Genomic DNA, 14,160 nt, shown 5'->3' with positions numbered 1-14,160 from the left:
CGGGGCGCATGAGCTACGAGCTGCGACGCCTGCGCCTGCATGGCCTCATCGAGCGCGTGCCCAAGACCCACCGCTATCGGCTCACCAACCTGGGGCTGCAGACGGCACTCTTCTACACGCGCGTCTATTCCCGCATCTTACGGCCCGGCCTTGCATTGGTCAGCCCTCAGGCGCCTGCGGCCTCGCCAGCATCCTTGCAGCGCAGCTTCCGCACCGCCGAGCAGGCCGTCAACACATGGTGCGATCAGGTCAAAATCGCCGCGTAGAAAAACTTGACTCAATCACTACGCAATCAATTCAGTCAAGGAATCTAGCGGCAGGCAGAACGCCGCTCGGAGCGAGCGATCACTCATTCGTTCACCGAACAATGTCATAGCTGTAGTCAGTCTCCGAAACCGCAACAGTGCTAGCGTCCAATGCTTCAAAATATTCATCGAGTAGCGCCATAAGAATGCGAAGACCGCCAGCGTATCCCCAAGTAGGGTACCGATGATAGTGGTGACGGTCAAAAATGGGAAACACGAGCCGCACGAGGGGTGTCCCGGCATCGCGCTCCAAGTATTTTCCGTATGTGTTGCCGATCAGATAGTCCACCGGCTCCGTGAATAACAAAGAGCGCAGGTGCCAGAGGTCACGCTTCGGATAGACTTTGCATCCTGCACCATATGGCGACGCATCGAGCAACGCCTGTACTTTCTCCGCCCAAGCATCGTTACCGTTTGTCGATAACACGAGGCTTGGTTCAGCCCCAATCTCGAGGAGAAATTGGGTGTATCCCAGCATCTGGTCCGGGTCCCCATACAATGCGTACCGCTTACCATGGAGGCTTGCCTGACTGTCCGCCATAGCGTCTACGAGCTGACCTCGCTCCTTTTCCAGTTCAGCTGGTATCGGCTTACCGGTCACCCGTGAAATCTCCATAAGGAAATGGTCAGTGCCACCAACGCCAACCGGCGCATTTAAAACCACGACATCCTGACCCTGTTCAGCGATAAACTTACTTGTTCGTTCGCAGCAGAACTCCTGGAAAACGAATGTTGCTTTAGCGTTCAGTGCGCGTTCCACCTCCTCTTTCGTTGTCCCACCTTGATACATTCTGAACACGCCATCCGTAGGTGTGTTCCAGGTTTCCGACGGGTCGCAGATAATGTTCACTTTTACGCCAAACAGCTCGAATATTCTCTTGATTTCACGCATGTTTCCGACGACAAATCCATCAAAGCCGCCGATGAAGTTCACACTGTCGTCAGGCGTTCGTACCAACGGGTTGGACGCCCCTGCCTTACCGCCCCAAAAGTGCTTCAGGATGCCCAGTAGCGCATTGTCATAACCCGTCACGTGACTACCGACAAATGCTGGCGTGTGGGCGAAAGGCACGTCGTAATCTTTAGGGACGCTGCCCTTCTGCTTGCTGTTCTTGATGAATGCATCGAGGTCGTCCCCGATCACCTCCGCCATGCATGTTGTGGATACAGCAATCATCTCGGGCTTGTAGAGGTTGTACGCGTTAGCCAGCCCATCAATCATGTTGTTCAGGCCGCCGAACACCGCCGCATCCTCAGTCATAGAGGAACTCACACACGAAGTCGGCTCCTTGAAATGCCTCGAGAAATGTGAACGGTAGTATGCAACGCAGCCTTGAGAACCATGAACGAATGGGAGTGTCTTGTGAAAGCCGTTTGCTACAAACACGGCTCCAAGCGGCTGACACGCCTTGGCCGGATTCACAGTCAGTGATTCTCTTGCGAAGTTCTTAATCTTATAGTCTTCTGTCTTAGTCCATTCGGAAAACTCCCTTATCTTTTCCTCGGGATCCTTAAATTCGAACTCTTTCTTCTTATTCTGAAAGAGCGCCCTGTATTCCGGCTCCCGGAAGAGTAGCTCATGATCGAGAATTTTGTCAGTCGATTGTGGCATCACTCACTCCTGTACGTAAGTTCTAAATAACCGTTCGCTAGACGCCCATGCGCCGCTGCGATCTCCGTGCTCATGTTCGATCTTTCCACGGAGTCTTCGCGAGGTTCCATACAGGACTTGAGATGGCAATGTCCATATCACGGGCGAATATCGCAAATCCGTCGTAGCCGTGATAAGGGCCTGAGTAATCCCAGCTATGCATTTGGCGGAACGGGACACCCATTTTCTGAAACACGTACTTCTCTTTGATACCAGAACCGACAAGGTCGGGGCGCACCTGGTCTACGAATCTTTCAAATTCGTACCCCGTCACATCATCATAGATGAGTGTGCCATCCTTTACATAATGCGTCGTTCGTTGGTAATCGTCATTGTGTGCAAACTCGTACCCCGTTCCGATAACTTCCATGCCAAGATCCTCGTATGCCCCTACAACGTGCCGCGGGCGTAACCCACCTACAAAGAGCATCACCTTTTTACCTTGCAACCGAGGCTTATATTTCGCAATGACGGCATCAGATACTGTGCGGTATTTAGCGATCACCTTTTCTGCATTTTGCATAATCGCGTTATCAAATCGACCTGCAATTTCACGCAAGCTTTTCTCGATCATTGTGGGACCAAAGAAATTATATTCTACCCATGGGATACCATACTTTTCTTCCATGTGTCGACTGATGTAGTTCATCGATCGGTAACAATGCAACAAATTCAGCTTCGACCTTGGGGTGTTCTCCAGTTCCGCCAATGTACCGTCACCCGACCACTGTGCGATTACCCGCAAACCCATCTCTTCAAGAAGGATTCGACTTGACCACGCGTCTCCCCCAATGTTGTAGTCGCCGATGATAGCAACGTCATAGGGTGTCGATTCAAGTGCGAGCCGCTTATTGGAGTGAGCATCGAACACAAAGTCGCGGATCGCGTCGTTTGCCAAATGATGACCGAGTGACTGCGACACACCACGGAAACCCTCGCAGCGCACAGGCACGACGGTGTGCCCGCCATACTCCTTACTCTTCTTCTTTGAGACAGCCTCAATGTCATCTCCGATAAGACCAATTGGACATTCTGTCTGGATAGAAATCCCCTTGTTGAGCGGAAATAGTTGCTGTATCTCATCAATGATCTTGTCAAGCTTCTTGTCACCTCCGAACACTATGTCCTTCTCCTGGAAATCAGAGGTGAACTGCATAGTAACGAACGTATCGATGCCCGTGGTGCCAACGTAGTAATTGCGACGCGATCCCCATGAGTACTGGCCACAGCCAACGGGCCCATGGCTTATATGGATCATGTCCTTGATCGGGCCCCATACCACGCCCTTTGATCCAGCATACGCGCACCCGCGAATCGTCATGACCCCAGGCAGCGACTTGATATTCGACTTCACCCCGCAATCTGGCTTGCCTTCCTCGAATGAACTTATGTGCTTGGCCCGTCGTTTTCCCATCTTTTCAGGGTAAGCCCGTAGCACTTCGTCAATGAGGGCCTTGTTGGCGGCCTTCCGTTCCTCAACCGTCGTGGTCATCGCGTAGTCCATAGGTAATCAACATGCTCGTCCCAAATAGCCGCCGTGCGTGCACGGCGGCTATCGTTCAAACCTGGCTAGGCAGTAAGTTCTGACGCAGTCTTCCCAACTTTTGACTCGTCGATCTGCACCAGAATCCCCTTCGCCATCAAGAGATCCTCCAACTGGTCCATCGTGATTGGCGTCGGAATAACGCCATTTCCGCCATTGTTATGGATCTTCTCGGCAAGCGTCCGATACTCCCCTGCCTGAGCGCAGTCTGGCGCATACTCAATGACGGTCATTCGACGCAGTTCTGCATGCTGGACTACGTTGTCGCGAGGCACGAAGTGTATCAACTTCGTGCCTAGCATCTCCGCCAGCGATTCAGCTAGCTCAAGTTCCTTGTCCGTCTTTCGCTCGTTACAGATCAACCCACCCAAGCGCACGCCGCCGCTATTTGCGTACTTCAAAATGCCTTTAGAAATGTTGTTTGCCGCGTACATCGCCATCATCTCCCCAGACATAACAATATAGATCTCTTGGGCCTTGTTTTCACGTATTGGCATCGCGAAACCGCCACAGACGACATCGCCGAGCACATCATAGGAAACGTAGTCAACACCGTCATACGCGCCGTTCTCTTCCAGGAAGTTGATTGAAGTTATAACACCTCTGCCTGCGCAGCCAACCCCCGGTTCAGGCCCCCCCGACTCGACACACCGGATGTCCTTGTAACCAATCTTCATTACGTCATCCAGTTCAAGGTCCTCGACGGATCCCGCTTCAGCCGCAAGCGAGAGGATTGTATCCTGGGCTTTAGCATGCAGAATAAGCCGTGTCGAGTCCGCCTTTGGATCACACCCAACGATGAGAATCCTCTGCCCGAGGTCGCTCAGCGCCGCTAGCGTGTTCTGCGAGGTAGTCGACTTGCCGATGCCACCTTTACCATAAAAGGCAATTTGCCGAAGGTTAGACATTGTGATACTCCATTTTGAATAGAAGGTGAAGCTAGAAAATCATGGTTTGCAAGGCAACGATCATGTCCTCAGTCTGCGGTGTTTCCCTATGGTCTTCTTCTTTCAAAAGCACGCATCGGCCAGCTCGTGTCCGCGCCCCCGCTTTAGCGCAGCTTTCGTGCCAAGTCGCTAAGAACTCCAGAAAGCCCGCTAAATCTCCGGTTTCCGGAACTCGTTGTGGCCCTGACTACGAACTATTGGCCGCGTCGCGATACTGACAAACCGTTCGAAACTTTGTCGAAATACGTCGTTTGGCAACTAATGCGCCCTCGCGTCGCCCCACTGACCTATTAACTTGAACCATTAAGGCTGGCACAGCGTGTGTGAAATAGAGACTAGAGACGTGCTTGGCAGGATTCACGCTAGCCATCGGACAATTCCGGAAACCTTAACCGACAAACCTTGTGCCCAGCGTTAATGTTGAATACCTTCTGTCTTTTTGGAAATCTATCGTAACCACGTACGGAGAGTCGTCGTAGATTCGAGAGATCCAGAGAAGAGACCCTGAGGTAGAATTAGCTCTTGGTTAGCCAACTTTTAAACCATTATGGTTGTCTACCGAGAGGCTACTTTCTCACTTATCCAAATGGAATCCTTTCACTTATCAAATCCCACATTCAAATATTATGGCAATATGATCACTCTTCATTGTATACCCAATTTTCCGTGAGGATCAGCATATTGGCGTTGCTTGGCTCCGATGTTATAGAAATGCAGACGCCCGTGGATGCGCCAAAATAGACGCGCCGCCCGGCCAATTCAATGACCGGCTTTTCGTACCGCATTTCGAGCTCGCTGACCCGCATTACCCGAACATCCGGATAGCAGCTTTGCCACTTGGCCGCAACTTCAGGAAGTGATGATTCCTTGCGAATCAATTCAGTTATAATATTGATCTGATCACCAGTGAGTGCCATGTCATTTGCCTCCAGAATCAACTCTTCTAGCTTCGATAGTCACTGGAAGCCTAGTATCTGGCGCCATCTCTGGTAACTGAAACTGCCAACCATTCCCAAGCTTAACGAGGCCGCCCCACATTTGCTCCTTTGTCATGGAAACTATCGGCTCTTCCAGGTCCTTTCTTGGCAAGTAAGCTTTAAGTGTACCTGTAATATCCTTTCGAATCATAATTTTCATTGGGCCTCCAAAAACGGAGAAGCTGGAAAAAAGTACATGGCAACACCGCGTTACAAAGGATTTGTTAGGTTCACCGCCACGCATTGATCGTCGCGTATTGAAAAATTGTCGAGACAGACCACACACATTTTGTCAGAGCCCCGACAAGCATAATCGAATCGTTACGTACAAAAGGCAACTTACCCTTTTGGTCTGGTCCGCCACATCTTGCCAAGGAATCGATCTCTTGCGAGGACAGGCAATTCCTCTTAGCCGGCAAAAGCCGCAGGTTCCGTCAGGATTCCCTAACAACAGCACGGCGGCCCCTTTTTTTGAAGTACCATATAATCTATGGACGGATCTTCGACAAGATTTCCCCAGTTAGCGATCGACTTTTCCCTTGGAATTCAGAACGGCTCCGTCAAGAATTCCCCTATCTGTGATGGACGGTGGACCCGCGACGTGGTCACGTATAGACGCGCATACGCCTTCAATTTAAGTGGTCCAGCGTGCAGAGTTCTCTTGCGCGCATGCCGACGTGACGATCACCCGCGACGAAGTGAACAGCATAGATGTAGAATCGTTGCAGGAAGGTGTCGATTCTAGTGATGTAGCCAATATCTCCTTTATTCACGATAACTTCGCCAATGTCTTTCCCCAAAAACGTACCATCGTTGCGAACCATCGACCGTGCAATTACGCGTTCGCCAACCTCAAAGCTAGGTTCAAACGCTATTTCAACGGTGTCATCCCTCTCAGAGTTACATACGACCTGCTTTGGTCTCGACATCGCCTTTCCCCGTGATCAGTCTCTAAAATTAGGCATCCACATCTCCACGATAGAGGCATGTTCGCACCCCACCGACGATGCCACGCCAACGGATCTCAATTCATAGCTTTTCCACCGGTAAGGCTTGAGCCATTAAATGAACCAGATCGATAAACAGGCCATGCTAAGCCGGTACTATGCAATTGTCCACGGGACACACCGACACACACTGCGGAAAGTCGAGTCCCTCGCACATAGTGCACTTCTTAGGATCAATTGCCAGCACATCACTTTTCTCACTAATGGCAACATTTGGGCACTGTGCCTCGCACGCCGAGCAACCGGTGCAGGCTGAGGCAATAATCTTCAGGGCCATAAATACGCTCCTTACAATTGAAAGTACTGTACTACTCCTCCGCGCATGCATGGCTTTCGCACGTCAAACGGTCGTTATTGAACCTTTTATAGACGCGCTTTGCCGGATCATGCGTCGTCGCAATGTTTGCGCAACGATGCGCCACCAGCCACACGGCTTGAGTAGTCATTGAACCAACATAGTGCTGCGACCTCAACAATTTCCCCCGCGTACTGCTCCACCGACTCGATGCCAGCATCGGCGAGTTCCTTACGCGGACACATACCAATTTTCGCCACAAAAATGGCATGACAATCGTTGATCGCGCGTATGATACGCACTAGTCGTTCATTGTCACCGTACCCCCCTTGGCAATACAATTCAACCCGGCGGTAACCCACGAAGTGCACGCCAGAGGCGCTAACTTCGAAGATTTTTAGCTCAGAAATATTCCCAAAGTGCCCATTCACGCGACCCCGGCCTTTCGTCGCAACGGCGATATTGACCTTCAGTGCTTCTGTCGCTTTCCTGACCTGCGTTAAGGCCAGAACTTCCCTCTTTGCCTCACGTTGCGCCATGATCTGGGTCTCCGTCGGGACCTGGTACTCTTGGCGGATGTTTCGGTCATAACCGATATCCATCTGCTCGATACTCTCCAGTGAAAACTCGTCACTGCGATCCTCATCGAGGAGTCCTACCGCGTCCGCTCGGCACTGCCGGCAATGCCGCATCAATTTCACACCGCCCGAACAAGCTTCCTGTACTGTCCTCAATTCATGGGAGGTAGGTCCGCGTGGTCCGTGCAGGCCGAAGTACGTACCATGCGAGGAGTCGGAGATTAGCGGCATAATGTTGTGAAGGAACGCACCTCGCTCTTTCACTGCACGGTTTACCTCAATCAGATGTTTATCGTTAATACCTGGAATCAACACCGAATTGATTTTCGTCAGTACGCCTCGTTCTGTTAGCATCTCAAGCCCTCGCATCTGCCGCTCATGCAACACGCATGCGGCGTCCGTCCCTGTCAATCGGCGACGGTTCCAAAAAATCCACGGGTAGATTCTTGCCCCAACAATCGGATCGATCATGTTGATGGTTATTGTCACATGATCAATGTTGTATCGGCAGATGTCATCCACAAAGTCAGGCAACGCGAGGCCATTGGTTGAGAGACATAGTTTGATCTCGGGAGCTCGCTCCCTAAGCAAGCGAAACGTCTCAAACGTGGTTCCCGGGCTCGCGAGAGAATCACCGGGCCCAGCAACACCCACCACCGTCAATTGCGGTATGCGACTCGCGACAACCATCACTTTCTTCACCGCCTGCTCTGGCGTCAGCTTTCTCGACGTAACGCCAGGTCGCGACTCGTTTGAACAGTCGTACTTGCGGTTACAGTAGTTGCACTGAATGTTGCAGGCGGGCGCAACCGCCACATGCATTCGCGCGTAATGGTGATGCGCTTCCTCTGAATAGCACGGATGATCTTTTATCCTATCCCACACTCCCGGCAGCATCCCCTCGGCCTCTCCAGACGACTCGCACTTCAACACGTTGGCTCCAACAGACGCAGTACCGTCGCCCCGTAGGGCGGATGTTCTGCTAGTGAGCATTAGGGGCACAATTTTCTCCTCGCCTTCACAACAGGCAGCCGATGGTCGCGCGCTTGCGCTATCTCGCATAACTCTTTCCTTCTCATCGAGAGTGATTGATCATCGTAGAAAAAGCGAAATCCGTGCCATCGCGCATAGAGCGTCTCGACCGGTATGAAGGCGCCAGCATCTGCCGGCGTTCCATAGGATCGACAGCAGCGCGTTCGTCTCGCGTGTGGGTTGAAGCCAGCTCGAAGCTCGCTGCGAGAAGAGGGAGCTAAATTGGACTAATACGGCTCCCCTCTTCTCGGCACAGTCAATACCGGTTGAGTTAAGAGCAGCTTGTCCGGACAGAGACATTCGCGACAAGAAAAATGTGCGAAGCCCCCCATGTTTACTGACAGCGTCGCTGCTGCCGCTCCTGAAGATAGCGCTCCAGCTTATTGAACTCGGCTGGCACAACGCTTGCTCGTCCGTCTAGGACTCAATGACGCGCAAAGGCGACTACCGCGATGCATAAGCCGATTATTATCCAGAGAACATTGTGCGGCCCAAAACGGCCCCAAAGGGGCCTTTATCGGATAGAAGAAAATTGTGCGATTGCCGGCATACTCTCGCCCGCGGAAATTCCTGAGTTGCTGACAGGAGTCTTTGCAATGGGTGATGAGGAGATAACGTATAACGATGCTATCGGGGACATGAATCTCAAGCCCGAAACAATAATTTCCGGCTGCTCGACAGACACCATGCAAACCGCTGCCTTGCGCTGCAAGGCTGAGTTCTTACACTTGTCCGTTTCCATTTCCGATCGTTATTTTCACCATCTGAGGCTGTCGCGAGCTTGGGTATTATCCCTGATCGCGCGCCTTATCCAGAAGGTAGGGAAATGCCACACAGGAATATCTATTGGTATGGTAAACCTTGCGTGTTCGTACCCCTCATTCCTTGTGGAAGTCGCGCTGCGCCCGAGGATGTATGGTGAACAGCCGATCCAATTCTCCAACGAAGTTTGTGCAATTCTCCCGTTTGCGGCCTACGACCTCATTGCAAGGCTGCACGATGTAGAAATCTATTTGCAAAATGATGTCGGTCTCGCTACCGCACATACACCAACTGGGCTCAACTCCAGCGCCCCACATGTGAACCCAGCGGTAAAAGGCATGGTTCACCCGAAGGGCAAGGCAGCGCTCGAGGAAGTCGTGACGGGTTCACGGCATTTGATTGGGCAGGATACAGGCGTCGATTGTAAATCGCTCGTCCGGATCTCTTCTCTTGTCAAAGATGCGTCTGACCGGGCAGTGCCGTCGAGCAAAATAAAAACCCATATGGGCTCCCATCAAGCTAGGCGTTGGAGTACACACTCCCGTGTATCCCATTTCGATTCCCGGCTGAGACGATGCGACAAGCACGATTCATTGCGGGCTAAGACGCGTCCGCACCCAGACTACAAAGATTCGGGTAACTCTGAGGCCGTTTTCCGGGTCCGAGCAGTTACAAAAATGTTGTTATCGCTGCATCGCGAGCAGGCGCTGGAGATATCCAGTAAAGCCAATGATTCTTTTTCCTGGCGACCGTAGGATGCCCATGTAGGGGTAGCTAACTATTCCAAATAAACATCGGCCCAAACTCGTCGAAACAACGCGGTCCGCATCTATGTACGTCACACGCCCTATTTGTAACCTACTTCCTAGCAGCTTACTTCACCTCGGAGCAAGGATATGCAGGGACACCTCAATCAGCAGCAACACCTCTCTTCGACTGAAGACTTTTTTCGGCATTTTGACATCACATTCGACGAAACAGTCTTGAACGTTAGCCGTCTACATATCCTGAAACGGTTCTTCCAGTACATCGAGCAACAAGAAGAGCCTCCCTTGGACAACGGAACCGCGCTATTCGAACTCTATCGCAGCTTGCTGCTCAAAGCCTACAACGATTTCGTCTCGTCAACGCCAGCGGAACAGAAGGTTTTCAGGTGTTTTCGGGAGGCAGAAGGACGAAGGTACGTTAGCCTTGAAAACCTTCGCGCTTCGCTGGGAAAGCGCGACACCGTCTGACGCGGAGAAGGAACCATGCACATTGTTGTCTGTATCAAGCAAGTCCCCGATTCAGCGCAGATTCGGGTGCATCCGGTCACTAATACAATAATGCGCCAAGGCGTTCCAGCTATCATCAACCCATACGACCTCTTCTCACTAGAGGAGGCGTTGCGGCTGAAGGACCGCTTCGGCGGACGAGTCACGGCGCTATGCATGGGGCCGCCCCAGGCTGAGGACGCGCTACGCAAGTGCATCAGCTTCGGCGCTGACGATGCCATACTCATTACCGACCGCGCTTTCGCCGGGGCTGATACGCTTGCGACGTCCTACGCGCTTGCCGCTGCTATCCAACAGATCACGACTCAACAAACAGTGGATATGGTCTTTACCGGTAAGCAGACCATCGATGGCGACACCGCGCAAGTCGGCCCTGGTATCGCGACGCGGCTCGGCTTCCAACTCCTGACCTATGTATCAAGGATCGTTGAGACGGATTTAAATAAGCGTTCAATCGTCGTCGAGCGTCGTGCGGAAGGAGGCGTGCAAGTGCTTCAGACCGCGCTGCCTTGTCTCATAACGATGCTTGAGAATACGAACGAATTACGTTTTGCAACACTCCCCGCGATGATACACGCGGCGGCGTTTCCGATACGCAAATGGAATCGAGAGCAAGCCGGCATCACTGACTTGAATAGGATTGGACTCAAAGGCTCGCCCACCGTAGTCAGCAAAGTGTTCGGCCCAACGCCGAAAGACGAGAAAGCCGAAATTCTGGAAGTGGGTGCCGTGAACCTCAGCGAAGTCTCCCACAAACTTGTGCTAAAGATCCTGGCCCGTCATCCAACATTGGAGGCGGACCTGGTGAAGAGGTTCTCATGAATTCCCCCGTTAGTTCAGACAATATGCCGAACACCACCGTTAGAAAGGGCAGCAACCGCCACCTTGAGTTGCCTGAGCACCTGAACACTTACAAGGGTGTATGGGTTTTCCTTGAACACGATCAGGGTCAGGTTCATAGCGTGTCGTGGGAACTCCTAGGCGAGGCATATAAGCTCGCAGACAAGCTGGGCAGTGAAGTAGCAATTGTCGCGCTCGGCGGCCCTGAAGAGCCCCTTGAACAGTTTGCAACTGAAGCTTTTGGTTTCGGTGCAAACAAGGCGTATGTGATCCACGATCCTGTGTTGCAGGGGTATCGGAATGAACCATTCACGAAAGGATTGACCGATCTAGTTAGCAAATATCGTCCGGAGATCCTGCTTCTTGGGGCGACCACTATGGGCCGAGATCTTGCCGGCTCTGTGGCAACGACTCTTTCGACGGGGCTGACGGCCGATTGCACTAGCTTGAGCATAGACTCTACTTCGCGCGCTCTTGCGGCCACTCGCCCAACCTTCGGTGGCTCACTTCTTTGTACGATAATGACGCTTGCATGCCGGCCTCAGATGGCGACGGTCCGTCCGCGCGTAATGGCGATGCCGCCAGTTCAGACCGGCCGTTGCGGACAGATTATTCATGAGCAACTAGGTATGATTGAGTCCGACATCGTGACGAAGTTGCTCAATTTCATTGCCGATTCAAAAAGCAATCAGATTAATCTTACTTATGCGGATGTGATTGTAAGTGGGGGAAAGGGGCTTAAGAACCCTGAAAACTTCAAGCTGGTCTTCAACCTGGCGCGTGTCCTCGGCGGCGAAGTAGGTGCGACTCGCCCCTGCGTGCAAGCTGGCTGGGTCGAAGCCGAGCGCCAAGTGGGGCAAACGGGTAAAACCGTTCGACCAAAACTTTACATCGCCGCAGGAATTTCCGGTGCCATCCAGCATCGCGTTGGGATGGAAAGTTCTGACGTGATCGTGGCCATCAACACTGATGAAAACGCACCAATCTTCGACTACGCGCATTACGGCATCGTAGGAGATGCCATGCAACTACTGCCAGCATTGACTCAAGCTTGCGAGGATCACTTGGCGCAGCATAAGTCCGGACATATGAGGGTAGTCAAATGACAGAACCTTTGCGTTTTGACGTAATTGTCGTTGGCGCAGGACCTTCCGGAAACGCTGCTGCCTACTTGATGGCCAAGGCCGGTCTAAAGGTTCTCCAAGTTGAGCGCGGTGAGTATCCGGGCAGCAAGAACGTTCAGGGAGCGATTCTCTATGCGAATGCCCTAGAACAAATTATCCCAGAATTTCGCGACGACGCACCACTCGAGCGGCACATCATTGAGCAACGCATGTGGATGCTCGACGATACGTCATTCGTAGGCACACACGTACGAAGCGAGGACTACAACAAACCACCGTACAACCGTTACACCATCATCCGCGCTCAATTCGATAAATGGTTCTCATCAAAGGTCCGAGAGGCCGGCGGATTGCTCATCTGCGAGACGACGGTGAATCAACTGATTATGGATGGAGATCAAGTTGTCGGCGTTCACTGCGACCGGGAGGAGGGTGACGTGTATGCGGACATTGTGATTCTCGCAGATGGTGTCAACTCAACTCTCGCTCGAAAGGCAAAATTTCACAGCGAAATTGAAGCGCATAACGTTGCGCTCGCTGTCAAAGAGATTCTCTTTCTTCCTGAGGAAACCATTCGCCAGCGCTTTAACGTTTCAGGGGACGAAGGCGTCGCTATTGAAATGATAGGCCGCATCACCGATGGCATGACGGGCACGGGCTTTCTTTATACAAATAGAGAATCCCTGACCATCGGCGTTGGTTGCATGTTAAGTGACTTCAAGAATTCCGTACACCGCATAAGCCCTTATGAGTTGCTCGAAAACATGAAGCACCACCCTTCGATAGCGCCGCTAATTGATGGAGGCGAAATGAAGGAGTACTGTGCACATCTGATTCCAGAAGGTGGCTTCAATACGATTCCAAAAGTATATGGCAACGGCTGGATGATAGTGGGCGATTCCGGAGGGTTCGTCAATTCCGCGCATCGAGAGGGGTCTAACCTGGCGATGACAACAGGCCGCCTTGCTGCTGAAACGGCAATTCGAGCAAAGGCCATGGGTCGTGGCTACCGCGCCGAGGTGCTTTCTGCGTACAAGAGCGCGCTCGATAGGAGCTTCGTGATAAAGGATTTACACAAATATCGCCACATGCCAGAGATCCTCCGACAGAACCCTCAGTTCTTTACGACGTATCCTGACCTGCTCGCATTCGCCGCACGTACGATGATTACCGTTGATGGCATCGATAAGACGACGAAAAAACATGAAATCATCGGAAAGTTTAGAAAGAGCCGGACCCTGCCTGGCCTTCTTGGCGACGCGTACAAACTATGGAGGGCATTTCGATGAGAAAAGTCATAGTTAATATCGAAGAAAAGCTATATCAAAACCGCTATCGCGTGGATGTAGGTAGGCCACATATCCATATCAAGAACGCGGAGGTATGCGCCAATAACTGTGCCGACAAAAGCTGCACCTACATCTGCCCTGCCTCTTGCTATCGCAGTGAGACCAACGGTGCCGTTACGCTCATTACCGACGGCTGCCTCGAATGCGGCAGTTGCCGCATTCTCTGCACCGACCACCGTAACGTCGAATGGGAATACCCGCGAGGCGGTCATGGTATCCAGTTCAAGTTCGGCTGAGTCCACGGCGCAATGAAATGAGCGGTGTTGATCATACTGCTCCGCCCTATTTACAAACAATCTCAGAACGCCTTTCCCTAATCTTACTGTGTCACAAATGTGATCGATCAGCCGGACGCGCAACATGGGCAAATGCCAAGGCTGCGCATCAGGTGGAAGCTAAGTTGATGGCGCAGTGTGGTGATTGAGTTAGTCACGTGTCGCTGCGCGCGCTGGGCTGCCACGGGGGATGTAATCTGC

13 protein-coding genes and 2 pseudogenes are annotated in these 14,160 nt (G+C 52.1%); 7 read left to right on the top strand and 8 right to left on the bottom strand.

Features of this window, described 5'->3' with window-relative positions; translation table 11 throughout:
* Positions 1-266, top strand: a pseudogene (locus K309_RS0131365) (hypothetical protein); the annotation flags it as partial.
* Positions 267-357: 91 nt separating this feature from the next.
* On the opposite strand, the gene nifK reads toward K309_RS0131365, so the two are convergent.
* The 8 genes and pseudogenes from nifK to nifB form a co-directional block, all read right to left on the bottom strand.
* Positions 358-1,917 (bottom strand): nitrogenase molybdenum-iron protein subunit beta, encoded by a 1,560-nt coding sequence (gene nifK / locus K309_RS0131360; RefSeq protein ID WP_029050000.1) that lies wholly within the window; start codon positions 1,915-1,917, stop codon positions 358-360.
* Positions 1,918-1,987: 70 nt separating this feature from the next.
* Entirely contained in the window at positions 1,988-3,448 is a 1,461-nt protein-coding gene (nifD, locus tag K309_RS0131355; RefSeq protein WP_029049999.1) for a nitrogenase molybdenum-iron protein alpha chain, read from the bottom strand.
* Between the two features lie 77 nt (positions 3,449-3,525).
* The gene (gene nifH, locus K309_RS0131350) at positions 3,526-4,407 is read right to left on the bottom strand and encodes a nitrogenase iron protein (RefSeq protein ID WP_029049998.1); all 882 of its coding nucleotides are present in this window, start codon (positions 4,405-4,407) and stop codon (positions 3,526-3,528) included.
* Positions 4,408-5,084: 677 nt separating this feature from the next.
* Positions 5,085-5,363: a hypothetical protein gene (locus K309_RS0131345; RefSeq protein ID WP_029049997.1), complete on the bottom strand. Its 279-nt coding sequence runs from the start codon at positions 5,361-5,363 to the stop codon at positions 5,085-5,087.
* A 1-nt stretch (position 5,364) separates the two neighbouring features.
* Complete coding sequence (gene nifT, locus K309_RS40790; protein ID WP_084402633.1) at positions 5,365-5,583, bottom strand: putative nitrogen fixation protein NifT; 219 nt, start codon at positions 5,581-5,583, stop codon at positions 5,365-5,367.
* 475 nt (positions 5,584-6,058) lie between these two features.
* A pseudogene (locus K309_RS38090) lies at positions 6,059-6,352 on the bottom strand (nitrogen fixation protein NifZ); the annotation flags it as partial.
* A 163-nt stretch (positions 6,353-6,515) separates the two neighbouring features.
* A complete protein-coding gene (locus tag K309_RS40785; protein WP_084402631.1) occupies positions 6,516-6,707 on the bottom strand; it encodes a 4Fe-4S binding protein in 192 nt (63 codons plus the stop codon).
* A 107-nt stretch (positions 6,708-6,814) separates the two neighbouring features.
* Positions 6,815-8,365 carry a nitrogenase cofactor biosynthesis protein NifB gene (gene nifB / locus K309_RS38085; RefSeq protein WP_035878660.1) on the bottom strand — a complete coding sequence of 517 codons (1,551 nt, stop codon included), beginning with the start codon at positions 8,363-8,365 and terminating at the stop codon, positions 6,815-6,817.
* A 422-nt stretch (positions 8,366-8,787) separates the two neighbouring features.
* On the opposite strand from nifB, the gene K309_RS40780 reads away from it, so the two are divergent.
* The 6 genes from K309_RS40780 to K309_RS40775 all read left to right on the top strand — a co-directional run bounded on the left by K309_RS40780 (position 8,788) and on the right by K309_RS40775 (position 13,920).
* On the top strand, positions 8,788-9,852 hold the full coding sequence (locus K309_RS40780) for a hydroxymethylglutaryl-CoA lyase-like TIM-barrel protein (protein ID WP_084402630.1): 1,065 nt from the start codon (positions 8,788-8,790) through the stop codon (positions 9,850-9,852).
* 141 nt (positions 9,853-9,993) lie between these two features.
* Positions 9,994-10,332, top strand: a complete 339-nt coding sequence (locus K309_RS0131325; protein WP_029049996.1) for a nitrogenase-stabilizing/protective protein NifW — start codon at positions 9,994-9,996, stop codon at positions 10,330-10,332.
* Between the two features lie 15 nt (positions 10,333-10,347).
* A complete protein-coding gene (locus tag K309_RS0131320; RefSeq protein WP_029049995.1) occupies positions 10,348-11,193 on the top strand; it encodes an electron transfer flavoprotein subunit beta/FixA family protein in 846 nt (281 codons plus the stop codon).
* Complete coding sequence (locus K309_RS0131315) at positions 11,190-12,317, top strand: electron transfer flavoprotein subunit alpha/FixB family protein (RefSeq protein ID WP_029049994.1); 1,128 nt, start codon at positions 11,190-11,192, stop codon at positions 12,315-12,317. Before K309_RS0131320 ends, K309_RS0131315 begins: the two co-directional genes overlap by 4 nt.
* Entirely contained in the window at positions 12,314-13,624 is a 1,311-nt protein-coding gene (locus K309_RS0131310; RefSeq protein ID WP_029049993.1) for an FAD-dependent monooxygenase, read from the top strand. Before K309_RS0131315 ends, K309_RS0131310 begins: the two co-directional genes overlap by 4 nt.
* Complete coding sequence (locus tag K309_RS40775) at positions 13,621-13,920, top strand: ferredoxin family protein (protein ID WP_084402629.1); 300 nt, start codon at positions 13,621-13,623, stop codon at positions 13,918-13,920. Before K309_RS0131310 ends, K309_RS40775 begins: the two co-directional genes overlap by 4 nt.
* Positions 13,921-14,160 lie beyond the last annotated feature (240 nt).

Origin of the sequence: Cupriavidus phytohabitans (genome assembly GCF_000426345.1) — a bacterium.
Lineage (GTDB): Bacteria > Pseudomonadota > Gammaproteobacteria > Burkholderiales > Burkholderiaceae > Cupriavidus.
The sequence above is the reverse complement of the archived record's forward strand: the minus strand, read 5'-3'. Positions and strand labels throughout refer to the sequence as shown.